Consider the following 18,669-nt stretch of genomic DNA (forward strand, 5'->3'; position numbering starts at 1 on the left):
CGAAACTCGGCCAAGATGAACAGGTTGCGCACCTCTATGTTCTTCAATATAGGCGACTTCATTGAATTCTTTATGTGTATCAAGACCGATAAAAAGTATGCTATGTTTATTCATGTTAGCCTCTGCTTTTTAGTTAATTGACAAACTAATTATGGCTCTGGCTTTGAATTAAGCTAACCCACGAAAAGCGGAGGCTAACACCGTGTGGGAGTCATTATGTCTATGTACCTAGGTAGAGTATGAGATTATTTTTAACGTTATTTGGATTGTTTCTTTCAAATTATGCTTACTCAAACACAGCACTTGATGCGGAAAATGAAGGTGAAGCAATCGGAATTGTTTATGGACACATTAAAGAAATAGATGTTTTAAAGTTCATGTGTCAAAGGAAAGAAAAATAAACAAGACACCCATCTTAAATTTTGCATTTAACGCAATTAGAGGCTAGCTTTTATTTAGTGCAAAAAATAAGCAGAGTGTCATATGGCAATTGCAAGAAAGCGACAAATAAGTTTGGTTGATACAAAATACTATCACTGTATTTCACGGTGTGTTCGTCGTGCATTTTTATGTGGCGAAGACCGTTTCACTGGTCAATCTTACGAGCATCGACGAGGATGGGTTGAAGATAAGCTGGGTGAATTAGCTAAGGTATTTTGTATTGATGTGTGCGCTTATGCCGTAATGAGCAATCATACCCATTTAGTACTGTATGTAGATGATAAAAAAGCAAATAGGCTGAATGATAAAGCGATTGTTATTCGCTGGCATAAACTCTGTAAAGGCACATTGTTAACGCAAAAATTCATACAAGGCGAGAAGCTAAGTAAAGTTGAACTCATTTTTTTCAATCAAACGGTAAAACAATACCGAGAACGTTTAGCAAGTATCAGCTGGTTTATGCGCCTGTTAAATGAAAATATAGCGCGTAGAGCAAATAAAGAAGATAATTGCACAGGGAGGTTCTGGGAAGGTAGATTCAAATCGCAAGCACTCCTTGATGAAGCAGCACTTGCAGCGTGTATGGCCTATGTAGAATTAAACCCCATTAGAGCCAAGATGGCTAACACGCCAGAAGAGTCAGACCATACCAGCGCTCAAGTACGCTTAATATGTGCAAAAGAAGGCAAGCAGCCAAAACAACTACTTCGCTTTGCAGGCATGTCACGTCAAGTAATGCCTAAAGGGCTGCCGTTTGAGCTTAAATCGTACCTTGAACTCGTTGAGCTAACAGGGCGAGTAATGCGAGAGGATAAGCACGGGCATATAGATAATATGAGCCTTCCTTTGCTAGAAAGGCTTAATATATCGCCAGAAAACTGGTTAAAACTCACCACACAATTTACACGCGTATTTCATGGTGCAGTGGGTAGGCCTGCCTCACAAGAAGGGTATTGCGAAAACTTAAACCGAAAGCGGCGAGCAAATATCAGTAACTGCGCAAAGTTATTCGCTTAGAGCCAAATCACTTTTTGAGCACTCCAACTACATAATGTAGGGATTTTTGTGGCTGCCATTTGAGCTTTATTCAGTAATACCTCTATTTTAAAACTCAAATTATTTTTGGACAGTTAAAAAACATAAATTCATTAGTTAACTTTAACTTTTTGTAATTTAGAAATTAAGGTGGGTGTCACGCTAAAAAGAAAGGGGCTTATGGATGCTATCGTTTTATTAAAAATACCTTCTAATGTTAAACTATAAAAAATTAATGACTTAATATAGCTATGGCATTTTATCTTCCTCTTTTACAGCCTCATTTTAAAGACATTGAAATGGGCGATAGGCTAACATCGCTTTGGAGCGGGTGTGGCAGTATTGTCGAGTGCATGCTTGATGCCGAGCCATGTGTTATTAAAGCGATTAAAATACCAAGCTACATAAACCATCCAAAAATCAAGCAAAGCGAATTTGCATTAAAGAGAAAGCAGCAGTCTTATAAAGTTGAATATAATTTTTATAGGTTATACAGCGCGTACTTACCGCCAAGCGCTAAAAGTATTACCTGTATTAATGCAATTAATGATGGTGATGATTATGCGTTAGTGTTTAAAAACTTTACGCAACATGGTTTTGCTCAAGCAAGTGCGCTTGACATAAAACCAATACTTACGTGGCTAGCCCATTTTCATGCCTTTAATTTAAATAAGCCTGCAAAGGGCTTATGGCAACAAGGGAACTATTGGCATTTGAGCACACGGCCAGATGAGTTTAATAAGTTAAAACAAAGCGCTGACGAAAAGTCCGATATTAAAAATGCGGCTCATAAAATTGATAAAATACTGCAATCATCACACTACAAAACCTTGATACATGGCGATGCTAAACTTGCCAATTTTGCTGCAAATGAGCAAAGTGAAATACTCGCTTATGACTTTCAGTATGTAGGGGCTGGGGTAGGGATTTGCGATGTAATGTATTTTATGACCAGCTGCTTAAGCGACGAGCAATTACATACCTGCGCCGATGAGTATTTACATTACTATTTTAGCCAATTAAAAAATGCGCTTTTAGTGTATCAACCGCAAATAAATGCCGCTGACGTGATTGCAAAGTGGCATGCATTATGGCCATTAGCTTGGGCCGATTTTTATCGTTTTTTAGCGGGTTGGAGCCCAACTCATTTTAAAATAAATAGCTACATGTTGGCGCAAGTAAATTTAACGTTATCAGATAACAACTTATAAACATAAATTAGTGCATCGCTTGCATAAATATCAAGCAAATCAATACATTTTGGCACGATCTATGAAAACTTATTTAAAATTGCAGGTCAAATGACCTTTTTTAATATAAAATACCGCCAATTCTAGTATCAGTAGGTTTTTATCATGTCAATTCACGTAATTTCACACCCTCTAGTTCAACACAAATTAGGCTTAATGCGCGCTCACGGTATAAGTACTAAAAGCTTTCGTGAATTATGCTCTGAGGTAGGTACCTTATTAACCTACGAAGCAACTAAAAACCTACAGTTAGAAGATAACGAAATTACTGGCTGGGACGGCAACAAATTAAAAGTAGAGCACATTAAAGGCAAAAAAATTACTGTTGTGCCTATTTTACGCGCAGGCCTTGGCATGATGGATGGCGTAATGTCATTACTCCCAGCGGCTAAGGTAAGTGTAGTGGGCCTTGAGCGTAACGAAGAAACGCTTGAGCCAGTACCTTACTTTGAAAAGTTAGTAGGCAATATTGATGAGCGTTTAAGCTTAGTTATAGACCCAATGCTTGCAACTGGCGGCTCTATGATTGCTACTATCGATATGCTTAAAAAAGCAGGCTGTAAAGACATTAAAGTAATTGTACTGGTTGCTGCACCTGAGGGCGTTGAAAAAACATTAGCCGCTCACCCTGATATTGAGATTTTTACTGCCTCAGTTGATAGCCATTTAAATGAAAAGGGTTACATTATCCCAGGGCTTGGCGATGCAGGTGACAAAATTTTCGGTACGGTTTACTAAGGTTTAACAGTGCAAAATAATTCTACATTTTCTATAAAAACCATTTTAACCGGCGCCCAAATGTTGTTTGTAGCATTTGGTGCGTTAGTGTTAGTGCCTTTATTAACGGGGCTTGACCCAAGTGTCGCTTTGTTTACAGCGGGTATAGGTACTTTATTATTTCAGGTAGTGACGAAAGGCAAGGTGCCTATATTTTTAGCGTCATCATTTGCGTTTATTGCGCCTATTATTGCCTCAGTACAAATGTGGGGCGTGCCAGCCACCATGGGTGGTTTAATGGCAGCGGGCTGTGCTTATATGCTGTTAGCGCTATTGGTTAAATTTAAAGGGGTGGCAACACTTCATAAAATTTTACCGCCAGTGGTCGTCGGCCCCGTTATTATGGTGATTGGTTTAGCCCTTGCACCGGTTGCGGTAAATATGGCAATGGGTAAAAGTGGCGACGGCAGTATTGAACTTATTGCTTACGATAAAGCCATTATTATTTCGCTGTTTTCTCTTGTTGTAACACTTATTTTTGCTGTGTGGGGCAAAGGTGTATATAAGCTGATCCCTATATTAGCGGGTGTTATATCGGGTTATGTTTTATCACTGGTAATGGGTGTGGTTGAATTTGGTAGCGTAAACGAAGCCAGCTGGTTGGCTGTACCAAACTTCACATGGCCCGAATTTAAGTGGCAAGCCATTCTCTTTATGGTGCCTGTTGCCATTGCACCTGCTATTGAGCATATTGGCGATATGATGGCTATTAGCCAAGTAACCAATAAAGACTTTTTAAAAAAACCAGGCTTACATCGCACCTTATTTGGTGATGGCTTAGCCACTGCCGCGGCCTCTTTATTTGGTGGCCCGCCAAACACAACTTACTCTGAAGTAACTGGCGCAGTGATGCTTACCAAAAACTTTAACCCGAAAGTAATGATGTGGACTGCCATAATTGCTGTGGTACTGGCCTTTGTGGCAAAAATGGGCGCTGGTTTACAAACAATTCCTGTACCTGTGATGGGCGGCATAATGATTTTGTTATTTGGCTCAATCGCGGTAGTGGGCTTAAATACGTTGGTTAAATCTGGTGATGACTTAACTGCACCCCGTAATTTAAGTATTGTGGCACTTATATTAGTATGCGGTATTGGCGGTATGCACATAGGTGGTAGCCAATTTAGCTTAGAAGGGGTTAGCTTGTGCGCCATTTTAGGTATTGTACTTAACCTGGTATTGCCAAAAGCCGAACCAGAAACTGATTAATTTTGCACTGTATGTAAAATTTACGCACCAAAATAGCGCATACTAATTGCGCTATTTTTGTAAGTTACTAATAATTAAATAAAAATAATAGTGGTCTAGTACCTGCATTTGTTACTTCATAATATAAGGAGTTACTATGTCAGAGGCCAGTATTGTGGATATAACCCCATTTTTAGCAAAGCACCAATTGCCTTTAAAGTATCAGTACCTTAGTGAGCAATTTTTTATCCCGCTTGCACACGATATTCTAGAATCAAAAAAAAATAACACCCCTATTTTTGTCGCCATAAATGGATGCCAAGGTTCAGGAAAAACCACCCTCGCAGATTTTTTAGTTACTTGGTTTAGTAACAACACGCCGTTTACCAGTGTCGCGCTTTCTATTGACGATTTTTACTTATCTAAAGCACACCGCCAAGGACTTGCCAAAGACGTACACCCATTATTTGCCACCCGGGGTGTGCCTGGCACCCACGATGTAGGATTAATGAATACCACCATAAGCCGGTTACTTGCAAAAGAGGTTGGCGTACCTTTGCCTAAATTTGACAAGCATCACGACGATTGCAGCCCCGAGCAAACATGGCAATGTAACAATAAACCCATTGATATTATTATTTTAGAAGGCTGGTGCGTAGGTAGTGAGCCACAACCGTTATTTTCTTTAAGTGAGCCTATAAACGAGTTAGAAACACAGCACGATAAAGAAGGCGTGTGGCGTCGTTGTGTAAACAGTTGCCTAGCAAATGAATACAAAAGTGTGTTTAGTAAAATAGATTACACGGTGATGCTCAAAGCGCCGAGCTTTGAAGATGTATTTAAGTGGCGACAAGAGCAAGAGCAAAAGCTTATTGCCGCTAAGGGCGAGGGCGATGGCACCATGAGTGATGAGCAACTGATGCACTTTATTTCTCATTTTGAGCGTATTACTCGCGAAAACTTAAACACCCTAAGCGCTAAAGCTAACGCCCTTATAGAGCTTGATAGTAATCGCGATATTAGTGCTATGCACTTAACCAGCGACGATACCCTGCAACCTATTATATTTACCGACTTAGATGGCACGTTACTCGATCACGCCGATTACAACACTAAAAATATCAGTAGCTTGCTGCAAGATTTACAAGCAGCCCACATTCCTGTGGTGTTTAATACGAGTAAAACATTTTGCGAAGTGGTTGAACTTAAAAACGAGCTTAATATTCAACAACCTTTTATTGTTGAAAATGGCGCGGCTGCTTATTTACCCGTAGATTATTTTGAGCTTAAACCCATTGGCTGCACACAAGTAGGGGCGTATTGGTGTTATGCATTTGCATCACCCTTATCTAACTTACTTAGTGATTTAGACTCCTTAAGCAGCGAATATAAATCGCATTATAAGTTATTTAGTGATTTGTCGAGCGAGCAAATATCATCCCTCACCGGACTTGATGAAGCGCATGCAAGGCGCGCTCAAACACGCGATTTTTCAGACCCACTTTATTGGCACGGAAGCGATGAATTACTTAATGCGTTTGTAAACGATGTTAAAGCACTCGGCTACGAAATAAAAATAGGCGGGCGGTTTATACATATTGCTAAAAACACCGATAAAAGCGCTGCACAGCAGTGGTTAGTTAAACAAATTTCACAACATTTTAGAAAGCCTCTCACGGTAATTGCACTAGGTGATAGTGACAACGATAAGCAGATGCTAGAGCAAGCTGATATCGCCATTATCATACATAACCCAAGCAGTAAAAAGCCGGTTAAGTTAACACATAACAAGGCGCGTTATTCGCAATCGCCCGCTCCACTGGGTTGGATTGAAGAAATAACCACATTGCCTTGTATTAGCAGCATTTTAAATACTATTGAGGAGCGAAAATCACATGGCTGATTTTTATCAAAATGGCATCATCACAACCTTACATAATATCGCCGATAGACCGGTAGAAGCGCTTGAAGAAGAGCTAATTAGTTTTAGTAAGCAACGGCCAATGGGGTTAATACTCCCTTCGTTGTTTAGTGAGCTTGAAGGCCCAGCGCTGCAAAACATTGTAAAAGAACTCAGAGAGGTTCCTTATTTATCGCAAATTACCATAGGTTTAGACAGGGCTGACGAGTCACAATACCGCCATGCTTTAGGCTTTTTTAAAGAGCTTAACCAAAACCACAAAGTGCTTTGGAACGATGGTCCTCGTTTGCAAGCGCTTGATAAAGAATTACAAGAGCTAGGCGTTGCACCGCGTGAGCTTGGTAAAGGCAGAAATGTGTGGTATTGCATGGGTTACAAATTGGCCACCTCAGAGGTAGAGTCGATAGCCCTGCACGACTGCGATATTTTAACTTACGACAGAGGTTTGTTAGCGCGCTTAATTTACCCTGTAGCGCACCCTCGTTTTAATTATGAATTCTGTAAAGGCTTTTACCCACGTACTGCAAACGGCAAAATTAATGGCCGAGTATCGCGCTTATTAGTAACGCCGTTATTACGCTCGTTCAAAACTATTTTAGGCAATACCGACTACCTAGAGTATATGGATACCTTTAGATACCCGTTAGCAGGGGAGTTTTCGTTTAGACGTGATGTGCTAAACGATATTCGTATCCCGAGTGATTGGGGCCTTGAAATTGGCGTACTCAGTGAAATGTACCGTAATTATTCGCATAATCGCTTATGCCAAGTGGATATTGCTGATAATTACGATCATAAGCACCAGGAACTTTCTCTTGATGACCAAAACGCCGGTTTATCTAAAATGTCGATAGATATAACCAAGGCACTATTTAGAAAATTAGCCACTCAAGGGGTTACTTTTACCAGCGAAACAATTCGTTCTTTAAAAGCAACTTACTACCGTATTGGTTTAGACTTTATAGAAACGTATCATAACGATGCACTGATGAATGGTTTAACCTTAGATGTGCACCAAGAGGAAAAGGCCGTAGAAATGTTTGCCAAAAATGTTATGGAAGCAGGTCAGCACTTTTTAGATAACCCAATGGAAGCGCCATTTGTGCCAAGTTGGAACCGTGTTGTATCGGCCATGCCAGATGTTTTTGAGCGCTTAAGAGAAGCGGTTGATCTTGATAATAAAGAATTTAGTGTATAAATAAAACAATAATAAGGGGCGCGTGTGAATACAGTAAGCGAATTATTTTTACAGCGGGTAGAGCAACATCTACATATTATTTATAAAGATGTTGAACTGCCCTTAAGTATTACAGAGCTGGCTGAGCAGCTTATAACTATAATTTTAGGCGACAGCCCGCTGCGCGACCCTACACCCCATACAAACCGTTGGGACGAGCAAGATATTATACTAATAGCCTATGGCGACTCTATTATTAAGCACGATGAGGGAGACCAAGCTGTTGCAAAACCGGTAGAAGCACCGCTTAAAACCTTGCACCGGTTTATAAAAGAGCAGTGCGATATGCAGCTTAATGCTTTGCATATATTGCCATTTTACCCGTATAGCTCTGATGAAGGCTTTGCGGTAATGAACTACGTGCAAGTAAATGAATCGCTAGGTGATTGGCAAGATATAAAAAATATTGCCAAAGATGTAAAGCTAATGGCAGATTTAGTGATTAATCACTGCTCTAGCCGAAGTGTATGGTTTGAAAACTTTTTAAACGATTTGGACCCCGGCAAAGATTACTTTAAAACGGCAAGTTTAACCGATGATTTAAGTAACGTAGTACGCCCGCGTACGTCACCGCTATTAAATACGGTGACCACACCAAGCGGCGAAAAACATGTATGGTGTACATTTAGCCACGACCAAGTTGATTTTGATTTTGGTAACCCGGAAGTTTTAAAAGAATTTATAAGCATTATTCGCCATTATTTAGATAATGGTGTGCGTTTGTTTAGGCTAGATGCGGTTGCATTTTTATGGAAACAGCTCAATACAAATTGCATTAATTTACCGCAAACGCATGAAGCAGTTAGGCTTATTCGCACCCTAATAGAGCATACTGAGCCAAGCGTTGTCATAATAACCGAAACAAACATACCAAACCAAGAAAACCTCTCTTACTTTGGTAACGCTAACGAAGCCCACAGTATTTATAACTTTGCCTTACCGCCCTTATTACTGCATACATTACTCAGTGGAGATAGCACAGCCATTAAGCATTGGATGATGAGTATGCCGCCTGCGCAAAACGGCACCACATACTTTAACTTTATTGCCTCGCACGATGGCATAGGACTTAGGCCAATAGAAGGCTTGTTACAACCAAGCGAAGTAGCGTCATTGGTGAGTACGTCTATGCAGTTTGGCGGGCGTGTATCAATGCGCACCAGTAACGATGGTACGCACACACCGTATGAACTAAATATTGCACTTTTTGATGCATTACAAGGCACGCACAATGGGCAAGATAAGTTTGGCCTTGAGCGATTTATGTGTGCACATGCCATTATGTTTGCGCTTGAAGGGATCCCCGGGCTTTATATTCATAGCTTGCTTGGCACAACGAACGATTACGAACGCTTTGAAAACTCACAGCATAACCGTGCAATTAACCGTCATCGTTGGCAAGAGTCAAAACTATTATCGGCTTTAGGTGATAAATATAGCCATCATCACAAAGTGTTTAATGGTATTAAGCATTTATTAGGTATTCGAAAAAAACAAAGCGCATTTCATCCTAATGCCACGTAATTTACGTTGCACTTAGCGGGGGGGTTATTTGGTTTTTGGCGGCAAAGTATAGACAGGCGCCAAAGTATATTTTGTGTTTATAACATAAGTGATAAACCACAATTACTTACCCTTGCAGATTTAAACTTAATTAACACTCAGCAGTGGTTTGATTTAGTGGCTAATGAAACAATTACCGAGGATCAACTCACTATAGAGCTAGAGCCTTATCAAAGTGTATGGTTAAGTAATATTAAATAAAGTGCAGTAATACCAATTTGTAAAATAGATCACATAATTAAGCGCATTGGTATAAAAAGGCTCGCAGTGCGAGCCTTTAACTTAATTAATAAACGTTGTTACTAATTATAAGCTGTAGCTTAAGTTAATGTAGCCAAAGCGGCCAATGTTATCGTAACTTGCGCTGTTTTCGCCTGTCCCGCGTGTACCGTACGGAAGTTTACGATTAAATAGGTTATCAACACCTACTTTAACGCCTAAGCCGCTATCGAAGTTGTAACCCACAGTCATATCAGTAATAAAGTATTTACCGTAAGACATTTGGTTACTTGGGTTAGGGTTGCTCGCAAGCTCTACATTTGTGTATAAATCAATTTCGCTGATAAAGCGTGTTTCAACCGTTGAATAAAAGTTATCCATTGCATAGCTAACCGATAGGTTAGTTTGCCATTTCGCTTCTCCAGTTGTACCTGCGTACTCAATATATGAACTAGGATCATCTTGGAACGGGTAATCTTTACGTTCAATAAGGTAAGTACCAATTAAACGTGTTTTAAAGCTACCTTCAAGCGCATCAAAGTCATAGCCTAGTTCAAAATCAACACCAGACGCCTTTTGACCAGCTACGTTAAGTACTGAGTTTTGAATTAGCGAAATTTCACCACTGGCATTACGTGTAATTAAATTACAGTACTGATTGTCTATACCTGTCGTGCTATCAACACAGCGGTCAAGAATTTCTTGCGCGTCGATTGTGTCAATTGCATCTTCAAGGTCAATTTCCCAGTAATCAATAGTCAGTACGGCATTGTCTAAAAACTCTGGTTGATAAACAATACCAACCGTTGTACTTGTTGACTCTTCACCTTTTACATCGCGGTTACCGCTTGTTAAACCATCTAAAGAGGCTGAATCGTAATCTGAGTTAAAGTCACTCGCTACACCTAACGCGGCACAGTTAGCAGAGCGTGTTGCAGCATTCGATAAGTCACCTAGGTTTTCAGCGCGACATGGGTCTTCTACATTGTAGAACGTTTGGCTTGCTGCACCAAATACTTCACTTATGTTAGGCGCACGAAGTGCTGCAGATTGCGTTACACGTACACGTAGTTCATCGTTAACAGTCCAATCAAGGCCTAGTTTCCAGCTAGTTGCTTCGCCAATTGTGCTGTAATCAGCATGACGTACAGCGGTATCAAATACTAAATCTTGAATAAGCGGTAAGTCAGTTAAAATAGGCATAGTCGCTTCAAAAAATACTTCACGCACATTAAACGAGCCTTTATCTTCGCCTAAAGCGTTAAAAAATGTACCTTCTGCGTTATCTGGCTCTTTTGTTTCGCTTTCTTCTTTACGGTATTCAGCACCAAACGCAACACCTACGTAACCTGCTGGTAATTCAAAAATAGCGCCATTGGCAAGTGAACCAGAAACCACGGTTTGCTTAATAGTTGACGTACCTACAGATACCGTATTTATGTAATCAATCGCTTGTTGAGATGGTGCGCCAAAACCCATAATGTTTACCGGTACACAGCCATCAGCTTGTGCAGCAGCGCTGCGACATACGATGTTGCCATCTGCATCTTCAACGGCATCAAGGGCATTAAAGTAGTTGGCTAAAATCATATTAGCGCCATTTTCGCGCTCTAAGTCAGTTTGACCATACACAACTGATGTATCTAATTCCCAATCTTCAAACACAGTTCCTTTTAAGCCTGTAACAAAACGGGTTGTTTCACGGGTATTGTTTTCAACGCGGCGGCCCAGATCGGTCATCATGCGGTTAACCATGATTGAATCAACACCTTCCTCTTCCATTCGCGCTTTGATATCTGGGTCTAGGTAAGGGTTATCAATTTTAATGCTGTTGTCGCTGTCAAAAAAGAAAAACGCAGGTTGACCTATGCTTTCGCCTTGGCTATTTACGTATTTTGCATCAAAGTAGACGTTTAAATCGTCGGTAACATCGTAGTTAACTTTAAAGTTTACGTTGTAACGCTCAAACTCAGGTTGAATTTCTTCAAATTGACCAAGGTTAAACGAATCACAATTTGCACATGAAAGGCCATCTACATTATTGCCAATGTATAGGTCACGTGCGCTGCTATCCGTGTTAAAGCTATTAGTAAAACCATCTTCAAGTGCGTAAACACCCACGTTGTTAATAGCGTAGTAACCTGCATTAGGTGTTAAAATTTTATCAGGAAAGTCAGCACTATCTTTGTTCTCATCCGTTTGAGCTTGATTACGTAAGCTGCTAAAAGATGTGCTAGTCCAAGGGTGATCAAGTGCATTTAATGAATCTTGGCCTGAGTACTCAATAGCAAAAGCGGCATTACCACGGTCGTTATCAAAATTAGAGCCGTACGAGAACGTAGCTTTTTCGTTATTGTAGCTATTTAAATCGGCAAAACCACGGGTAACGCTAAAATCCATACCTTCAATGTTGTCTTTTAATATAAAGTTGACAACACCTGTAACCGCATCAGCACCGTATACAGCTGATGCACCACCAGTAATAATTTCTACTCGCTCAACCCAGACGCTCGGAATAGTATTTGTATCAACAGCTTGAGAGCCCGCTGAGCTAGATACGTGGCGCTTACCGTTTACAAGAACTAAGGTACGGTCGGTACCCATGTTACGTAAATCAAGAATGTTTAAACCAGCAGTACCAATAAAGCGGCCTGAGTTAGCCATTGAATATGTATTGCCAAGTGCTGGTAAGTTGTTTAGCGCTTCACCAATGTTTACAGCGCCAGTATTAATTAGCTGCTCGCCGCTTATAACTGTTACTGGAGCCGGTGCAATAGCGCCTTCACGTAAAATACGCGAACCCGTTACTTCAACGCGTTCAATTTTTGTCGCTTGCTGATCTTGTGCAAGTACAGAATTACTCGCTGTTGCAGCAGCAGTAATTAATGCACATTTAATGCTAGTAGAAAGTAAATTATGACGTTTCATGTGTTTCCCAAAGGAGATTTTATAATAATTAAATACATTAACTTTTTAGCTAAATACACAGTGCATTTAGCCTAAGCCCTATAACTTTTGTTATAGGGCTGGCGATTATTGCATGCTGAAACAATGAATAGAAGCGTCGTAATTTTTGCTTTTTCAGTAAGTTAACCCTTTATTAAATTGTCTAAAGTTGCCGCTTGTTAGTATTAACGCAACAATAAATCACTCGGGTTTTGTTAATAATAATGAGGGTTAAAAGGGCGTAGTGTTACATTTTTTGTTATTTTACAGGTATGTTTACGTTTGGTTGATTTATTGGTTTGTTTTTTAATCCTTTAATGGCTTTGTAGTTGGCGTGGGGCTTAACTATGCTTTGCTCGTAAATTGAACGCATGAGTTAAAAATGAGCTCCAATGTGTTTTTAATGTAATTACTTTGTGTTGGTTGACCCCGAAAAAGTAACATGATGAAACAGTTATATGTTTCTAAAAACAATAAATTGAGTAAATTTCATCTAAAAAAATAAAAAAGGCCCAATTAAGGGCCTTTCTAGGGAGGGTTAAAAACTAAAAATCGTATGATAAGTTTACATAGCCAAAACGGCCAATATTATCGTAACTTGCACTACCACTACCTGTACCACGTGTACCGTATGGAAGCTCTCTGTTAAATACGTTATCTACGCCTAATTTAACACCCATGCCATTATCAAAGTTATAACCTACTGTTATATCTGAAATAATATAAGTGCCATAGTTCATTAAGCTACTAGGGTTAGGGTTGTCTTCAAGTTCTTGTTCTGTGTATAAGCTCACTTGTTCAATATAGCGAGTGCTTAAAGAGGTGTAGAAACGCTCGTAGCTATACTCTATATTAATGTTAGCTTGCCACTCAGCTTCGCCAGTTGTACCCGCATATTCAATGAACTCTTCTGGTTCATCTTGGAATGGGAACTCTTTACGTTCAATTAAGTAAGTACCAATTAAACGGGTTGCAAAGCTACCCTCAAGGGCATCAAAGTCATAAGCAAGTTCAAAATCAATACCAGAAGCTTCTTGGCCTGATACGTTTAGAACTGAGTTTTGAATTAGCGTAATTTCACTGTTTGCATCACGCGTTATTAAATCACAGTATTGATTTTCAATACCTGAAGTGCTGTCGACACAGCGATCCAGAATTTCTTGAGATGCAATTGTAGAAATCGCATCTTCTAGTTCTATTTTCCAGTAATCTACCGTTAATACTGCATTTTCAATGAAATCAGGCTGGTACACTAAACCTATCGTTGTACTTGTTGATTCTTCACCTTTAACATCACGGTTACCACTTTGTAAGCCTTCAAGTGTTTGTGAATCGTAGTCTGATTCAAAGCCAACTGGTACACCAAGCGCAGCACAGTTAGCACGGCGAGTGTCGCTATTTTGTAAATCATTTAAGTTATCGGCTAAACAAGGATCATCTACGTTATAGAAAGTCTGGCTAGGTGCGCCAAAAATTTCACCAATATTAGGCGCTCTTAGTGCTTCAGACTGTGTAAATCGCAAGCGTACTTGGTCATTAACAGTCCAATCTAAGCCAAGCTTCCAGCTTGTTGCATCACCAATGGTACTGTAATCAGCGTAACGCACAGCTGCATCCAGTACTAAATCTTGAACAAAAGGTAGGTCAGAGACTAAAGGGATAGTGGCCTCAGCAAAAACTTCATTTACATCAAATTCGCCCTTATCCTCACCTAAAGCATTGAAGAAAGTCCCCTCAGCGTTGTCAGGTTCAATTGTTTCACTTTCTTCTTTACGGTATTCAACACCAAATGCCATACCAACATAACCTGCCGGTACTTCAAAAAGTGCACCATTTGCCAGTGAAGCTGAAACCACTGTTTGTGTGATTTCAGAAGTACCGGTTGATACGGTATTAATATAATCAATGGCTTCTTGGCTAGGTGCGCCAAAGCCCATAATGTTTACAGGCACACAGCCGTCAGCACGTGCAGCTTCACTACGACATACAATGTTGCCTTCGTCATCTTCAATTGCATCAAGCGCGAAAGAATAGTTATCTAAAATCATATTAGCGCCATTTACACGCTCAAGCTCGGTTTTACCACGAACCACTGAAGCATCTAGATCCCAATCTTCTAAAACTGTTCCTTTTAAACCCGCTACAAAGCGCGTGGTTTCACGGGTGTTATTTTCGATACGACGACCCAAATCTGTCATCATACGTAAAACATTAATTGAGTCGACGCCTTCACCATCATTAGCCTCTTCCATTAATGTTCTGACGCTATCATCTAAGTATGGGTTATCTATACTGATTGTATTTCTAGGATCGCCAAAGAAAAATGCTGGTTGACCAATGCTTTCACCTTCACTGTTGACGTATTTTGCTTCAAAATAAGCATTTAAGTCTTCTGTTACGTCATAGTTGACTTTGAAATTAACATTGTATCTTTCAAATTCAGGTTGTATTTCATCAAATTGTGCAAGGTTAAACGAGTCACAATCGGCACACAGTAGTCCATCAACATTGTCGCCAATATAAATATCACGCTGTGTTCCATCTGGATTAAACGTATTTACATAGCCGTTACCTACGCTAAATACGCCTGCGTTATTAATTGCATAGTAGCCTGCATTTGGTGTGTAAATTTTATCAGGAAAGTTTGGGTCATCTTTATTAGCATCAGTTTGTGCTTGGTTGCGTAAACTTGAGTAAGAGCCGTCTGTCCACGGGTGATCAAGTGCGTTTAATGAGTCTTGCCCAGAGTATTCAACTGCAAATGCTGCGTTACCGCGGCCATTATCAAAGTTTTTACCATATGAAAAAGTGGCTTTTTCGTTGTTATAATCACTTAGGTCAGAAACCCCTTTAGTCACACTTACGTTTAAGCCTTCAATGTTGTCTTTTAAGATAAAGTTAACAACGCCCGTTACGGCATCCGCACCATAAACGGCCGATGCACCACCGGTAACTATTTCAACGCGCTCAACCCATACACTTGGAATAGTATTCGTATCGACTGATTGAGAGCCCGCAGAACTTGAAACATGGCGCTTACCATTAACAAGTACTAAGGTACGGTCTGTGCCCATATTACGTAAATCAAGAATATTTAAACCGGCAGTACCAATGAACCTGCCTGAGTTTGCAAGTGAGTATGTATTACCTAACGCTGGTAATTTGTTTAAGGCTTCACCAATATTAACTGCGCCGGTGTTAATAAGATCTTCGCCAGAGATAACGGTAACAGGGGCAGGGGCTATTGCGCCTACACGGCTGATTTTAGAACCTGTTACTTCTATTCTTTCTAATTTTTTTTCATCCTCTTCTGCCGCTAATGATGAAAATGCTAAACCTGCAGTTGAGAGACAAAGTGCAGCTTTAATACTGTGAGAGACTATATTAAACGTTTTCATTGAAATTCCCTAGATGATTACTTGTGATTTTAGGTACAGCTCTTGTGCCATGTGTATTAATTACTACGAGCTGTTTATTTATTATTTACATTGCACATTAACAATTAACATGGATGTATATGGGAACAACTAATTTTCGCTGAAATCACAATAAAATAAGCCCAAATACAGTGTTAATTAAATGAAAAAAAACATGCTTAACCTTTGTTTTAAAATAAGATTATTCTTCTAATTAAAATTGTTGTCACTGTTTTTAAATTGTATTTAATATAGGTAATTCATGTGTTTATATTGAGATTTTTGAGTTTTTATTAGGCGGTGCTAATTTATATTGTCCCTTTTATAGGGTGTTTTTTTAAGGTGTATTATTTGTGTTTACTGTTTAGTTACATTTATAAAGGTAATACTTGTTACTTACTCGTTTATTGTAAAGCCCCTTTACAGTTATCTAGCTTCCTATGCGCCTTGAGTTACTTTATTACGTAAACTTGATACACTTATACTGTTTTTTATAAATAGGTTTTACCATGAAGTTTTTAGTTTTAATTTTTACTTTTGTATTTAGTACTGCGGCATTTTCAGAGCAAGAAGTTGATCTCGAAGTTAATATGAAAAATACAGGCCTTGCTTATAAAAATGCGGTGCAAGCAGTAGGTATAGGTGGCTTTAATACCGCCATAGATAAGTTTATTACTTTGGTTGAAACCAGTAAAAAAGCGACCTTTCATAAAGAAGCACAAATGTCGCTACAAGGGCTAGATAAAGTTATTGCGCAAGCAAAGTTGGCAAAAAAATTAGCGAATGAGCGCGGGCTTGATGCAGCAAAGCCAGCCCTTAAAAATATAGATGATTTACGCAAGAAGTATCATGAGTTGCACGAGCCTCCGGGTTTTTTTTACTTATTGTTTGGTAATTAACCTCAGCTTTTTTGTAAATTAATGTCGAGCAGTTATTTCAGCGCTACCTACGCTAACTTTTTCGTAGTAGCGCATTATTGATGCGCAGATTTGTGATGTTTTAATAAAATGTATAGCTGCAGATTAAAAATTTTGAATGCTCATTTTTCAATATTTTAGTAAAGCTCTTATCTAGGGTGCAGATTAATTAAGGAATAGTAATGGAAATTTCGGTGTCATTGTTAGAGGGTCAAAAACAAAGTGCAAAATTTGGAGACCTTGAAGTAATAAGCGATCAAAGTATTAATGCTGGTGGCGGTGCCGAACACCCAGAACCGTTTGACTACTTTTTAGTAAGCATGGTGCTATGTGCTGGGTTTTATGCACGTAAATTTTGTGAGCAACGCGATATCTCTACACAAGGGATGACGCTTACGCAAAATAATGAAAACGTAGATGAAGAAGGTAAAAAATTATTTTCTATCGAAATTAATTTACCTGATGGCTTTCCTCAAAAATATAAAAAAGCACTTATTGCTGCGGTTAATACGTGTACTGTTAAAAAAGTGATTCAGGCCCAACCTGAGTTTTCTGTAGTTGTTAAATAAAAAATACGGGTAAACATGGTTCGTTTACCCGTATACTTCACGGAATTAGTGTTACTTTTTCTTCATTCCTTGTACTGCTTTAAAACGTGGATTGTCTTTACATATTACAAAAACACGTCCTTTTCGCTTCACTATTTGACATCCTGGTCGTTGCTTAGCGCTTTTAAGCGAGCTTAATACTTTCATTACTCACCTTTTTTGGCAGTAGATAAGTTTTTAAAGCGACGGTTAAACTGCGCGACACGTCCGTCACTAGCCACTTTTTTTTGCTTACCAGTATAAAATGGGTGCGAGTCGCTAGACACATCAATAGGCACATACGGATACGTTTTCCCTTCAAGCTCAATAGTGCGGTCTGTTTTAATGGTAGAGCCAATAATGAAGTAGCTATCGGCAGCTGTATCGTGAAAAGCAACCAAGTTGTAATCTGGATGGATATTAGGTTTCATAATACGCCTTAAGTTGCTATGTGATAATATAACTATAGATTATCGCGTTTACGACGTTTGTGCAAATGATTTTTACTCTCATTTACATGGGTTTTTGCTGACTAATTGCGCAAACAATTCAAAAAATAACCACTTAAACCAAAAATACTGGCTATTAGTTTTTAGGCTGTTATAACTATATAAAAAGTGTTAACAAGAAAATTTTTTACGGTTTAGAGGTAAGCTATGAGCGACGCAGCACAACAAGAACAAATAGACCAAGGGGTGATGGAAACCCTTAGAGAGCGCGATCACACAGTCTTATCTGAGCAAATTAATCCAATAGACTGTACACACAACGACATTATTGAGCTATTAGCACACTATATGGCGTTAAGTGAGCAAGATAATGACGAACTATTTGACGATTGGTTTGATAATCTAAATAAAGAACAGCACACTGTTTTAAAAGTGTTTGAGGTATACCGCGGACAATACGAGCACCAAAATTAATACTTAGGCGCAGGTGAAACTCTCACTTGGCTGCGCCTTATTAATTAACCACCAACCTGAGCTTTGGATAATAAATCTATCTCAAGCTGCTAATTTGTTTTGTTTTCACTTAAAATTTTTAGCTAGGGGCTGTTGATCTTTGTAGTACATATATCAATCAGCCCACATTGGTAGCCACATCATAGTAAATGCTAAAGCGAGCATTGAATGATAATTTCGTTCAAGCTTTTCATACCGCGTGGCTATCCC

14 protein-coding genes and 2 pseudogenes are annotated in these 18,669 nt (G+C 39.3%); 11 read left to right on the forward strand and 5 right to left on the reverse strand.

All coding sequences use genetic code 11. The features are described from left to right. The first annotated feature begins 239 nt into the window (after positions 1-239). The 8 genes and pseudogenes from PSI06_RS18775 (at position 240) to PSI06_RS18810 (ending at position 9,613) form a co-directional block, all read left to right on the forward strand. Positions 240-401: a hypothetical protein gene (locus PSI06_RS18775; RefSeq protein WP_273604610.1), complete on the forward strand. Its 162-nt coding sequence runs from the start codon at positions 240-242 to the stop codon at positions 399-401. An 82-nt stretch (positions 402-483) separates the two neighbouring features. Further along, positions 484-1,458 (forward strand): transposase, encoded by a 975-nt coding sequence (locus tag PSI06_RS18780; protein WP_273604609.1) that lies wholly within the window; start codon positions 484-486, stop codon positions 1,456-1,458. A 269-nt stretch (positions 1,459-1,727) separates the two neighbouring features. Then, positions 1,728-2,687 (forward strand): oxidoreductase family protein, encoded by a 960-nt coding sequence (locus PSI06_RS18785; RefSeq protein WP_273604608.1) that lies wholly within the window; start codon positions 1,728-1,730, stop codon positions 2,685-2,687. Positions 2,688-2,831: 144 nt separating this feature from the next. After that, entirely contained in the window at positions 2,832-3,464 is a 633-nt protein-coding gene (upp, locus tag PSI06_RS18790; protein WP_004586497.1) for a uracil phosphoribosyltransferase, read from the forward strand. A 9-nt stretch (positions 3,465-3,473) separates the two neighbouring features. Further along, on the forward strand, positions 3,474-4,712 hold the full coding sequence (locus tag PSI06_RS18795) for a uracil-xanthine permease family protein (RefSeq protein WP_054981874.1): 1,239 nt from the start codon (positions 3,474-3,476) through the stop codon (positions 4,710-4,712). Between the two features lie 136 nt (positions 4,713-4,848). Then, entirely contained in the window at positions 4,849-6,594 is a 1,746-nt protein-coding gene (locus PSI06_RS18800) for an HAD-IIB family hydrolase (RefSeq protein WP_273604607.1), read from the forward strand. Next, positions 6,587-7,810 carry a glycosyl transferase gene (locus PSI06_RS18805; protein ID WP_273604606.1) on the forward strand — a complete coding sequence of 408 codons (1,224 nt, stop codon included), beginning with the start codon at positions 6,587-6,589 and terminating at the stop codon, positions 7,808-7,810. Before PSI06_RS18800 ends, PSI06_RS18805 begins: the two co-directional genes overlap by 8 nt. Before the next feature lie 24 nt (positions 7,811-7,834). Continuing rightward, positions 7,835-9,613: pseudogene (locus PSI06_RS18810) on the forward strand (sugar phosphorylase). A gap of 105 nt (positions 9,614-9,718) precedes the next feature. Here the strand turns inward: PSI06_RS18810 and PSI06_RS18815 are convergent. Next, positions 9,719-12,559, reverse strand: a complete 2,841-nt coding sequence (locus tag PSI06_RS18815; RefSeq protein WP_273604605.1) for a TonB-dependent receptor domain-containing protein — start codon at positions 12,557-12,559, stop codon at positions 9,719-9,721. 563 nt (positions 12,560-13,122) lie between these two features. Then, positions 13,123-15,975: a TonB-dependent receptor domain-containing protein gene (locus PSI06_RS18820; RefSeq protein WP_256846304.1), complete on the reverse strand. Its 2,853-nt coding sequence runs from the start codon at positions 15,973-15,975 to the stop codon at positions 13,123-13,125. A 527-nt stretch (positions 15,976-16,502) separates the two neighbouring features. On the opposite strand from PSI06_RS18820, the gene PSI06_RS18825 reads away from it, so the two are divergent. Then, positions 16,503-16,892 carry a cytochrome b562 gene (locus PSI06_RS18825; RefSeq protein WP_273604604.1) on the forward strand — a complete coding sequence of 130 codons (390 nt, stop codon included), beginning with the start codon at positions 16,503-16,505 and terminating at the stop codon, positions 16,890-16,892. A 200-nt stretch (positions 16,893-17,092) separates the two neighbouring features. Further along, entirely contained in the window at positions 17,093-17,479 is a 387-nt protein-coding gene (locus PSI06_RS18830; protein WP_004586490.1) for an OsmC family protein, read from the forward strand. 51 nt (positions 17,480-17,530) lie between these two features. On the opposite strand, the gene ykgO is transcribed toward PSI06_RS18830, so the two are convergent. Together ykgO and PSI06_RS18840 are read right to left on the reverse strand one after the other, a co-directional pair. Beyond that, positions 17,531-17,665 (reverse strand): type B 50S ribosomal protein L36, encoded by a 135-nt coding sequence (gene ykgO, locus PSI06_RS18835; protein ID WP_004586489.1) that lies wholly within the window; start codon positions 17,663-17,665, stop codon positions 17,531-17,533. Then, positions 17,665-17,928: a type B 50S ribosomal protein L31 gene (locus PSI06_RS18840; RefSeq protein WP_273604603.1), complete on the reverse strand. Its 264-nt coding sequence runs from the start codon at positions 17,926-17,928 to the stop codon at positions 17,665-17,667. Before PSI06_RS18840 ends, ykgO begins: the two co-directional genes overlap by 1 nt. Positions 17,929-18,153: 225 nt before the next feature. Between PSI06_RS18840 and PSI06_RS18845 the strand changes: the two genes are divergently transcribed. Next, positions 18,154-18,420: a hypothetical protein gene (locus tag PSI06_RS18845; RefSeq protein WP_004586487.1), complete on the forward strand. Its 267-nt coding sequence runs from the start codon at positions 18,154-18,156 to the stop codon at positions 18,418-18,420. A gap of 153 nt (positions 18,421-18,573) precedes the next feature. Here the strand turns inward: PSI06_RS18845 and PSI06_RS18850 are convergent. Next, positions 18,574-18,669: pseudogene (locus tag PSI06_RS18850) on the reverse strand (IS5/IS1182 family transposase); the annotation flags it as partial.

This window comes from Pseudoalteromonas sp. GABNS16E, assembly GCF_028598715.1.
GTDB classification, from domain to species: Bacteria; Pseudomonadota; Gammaproteobacteria; order Enterobacterales; family Alteromonadaceae; genus Pseudoalteromonas; species Pseudoalteromonas atlantica.

Excerpts from the sequence above, each read along its gene's own strand:
- PSI06_RS18805 (WP_273604606.1), top strand. The coding sequence starts at position 6,587 with ATGGCTGATTTTTATCAAAATGGCATCATCACAACCTTACATAATATC.
- PSI06_RS18780 (WP_273604609.1), top strand. The coding sequence starts at position 484 with ATGGCAATTGCAAGAAAGCGACAAATAAGTTTGGTTGATACAAAATAC.
- PSI06_RS18815 (WP_273604605.1), bottom strand. The coding sequence starts at position 12,559 with ATGAAACGTCATAATTTACTTTCTACTAGCATTAAATGTGCATTAATT.
- PSI06_RS18840 (WP_273604603.1), bottom strand. The coding sequence starts at position 17,928 with ATGAAACCTAATATCCATCCAGATTACAACTTGGTTGCTTTTCACGAT.
- upp (WP_004586497.1), top strand. The coding sequence starts at position 2,832 with ATGTCAATTCACGTAATTTCACACCCTCTAGTTCAACACAAATTAGGC.
- PSI06_RS18830 (WP_004586490.1), top strand. The coding sequence starts at position 17,093 with ATGGAAATTTCGGTGTCATTGTTAGAGGGTCAAAAACAAAGTGCAAAA.
- PSI06_RS18785 (WP_273604608.1), top strand. The coding sequence starts at position 1,728 with ATGGCATTTTATCTTCCTCTTTTACAGCCTCATTTTAAAGACATTGAA.
- PSI06_RS18800 (WP_273604607.1), top strand. The coding sequence starts at position 4,849 with ATGTCAGAGGCCAGTATTGTGGATATAACCCCATTTTTAGCAAAGCAC.
- PSI06_RS18820 (WP_256846304.1), bottom strand. The coding sequence starts at position 15,975 with ATGAAAACGTTTAATATAGTCTCTCACAGTATTAAAGCTGCACTTTGT.
- PSI06_RS18845 (WP_004586487.1), top strand. The coding sequence starts at position 18,154 with ATGAGCGACGCAGCACAACAAGAACAAATAGACCAAGGGGTGATGGAA.
- PSI06_RS18825 (WP_273604604.1), top strand. The coding sequence starts at position 16,503 with ATGAAGTTTTTAGTTTTAATTTTTACTTTTGTATTTAGTACTGCGGCA.
- PSI06_RS18775 (WP_273604610.1), top strand. The coding sequence starts at position 240 with ATGAGATTATTTTTAACGTTATTTGGATTGTTTCTTTCAAATTATGCT.
- ykgO (WP_004586489.1), bottom strand. The coding sequence starts at position 17,665 with ATGAAAGTATTAAGCTCGCTTAAAAGCGCTAAGCAACGACCAGGATGT.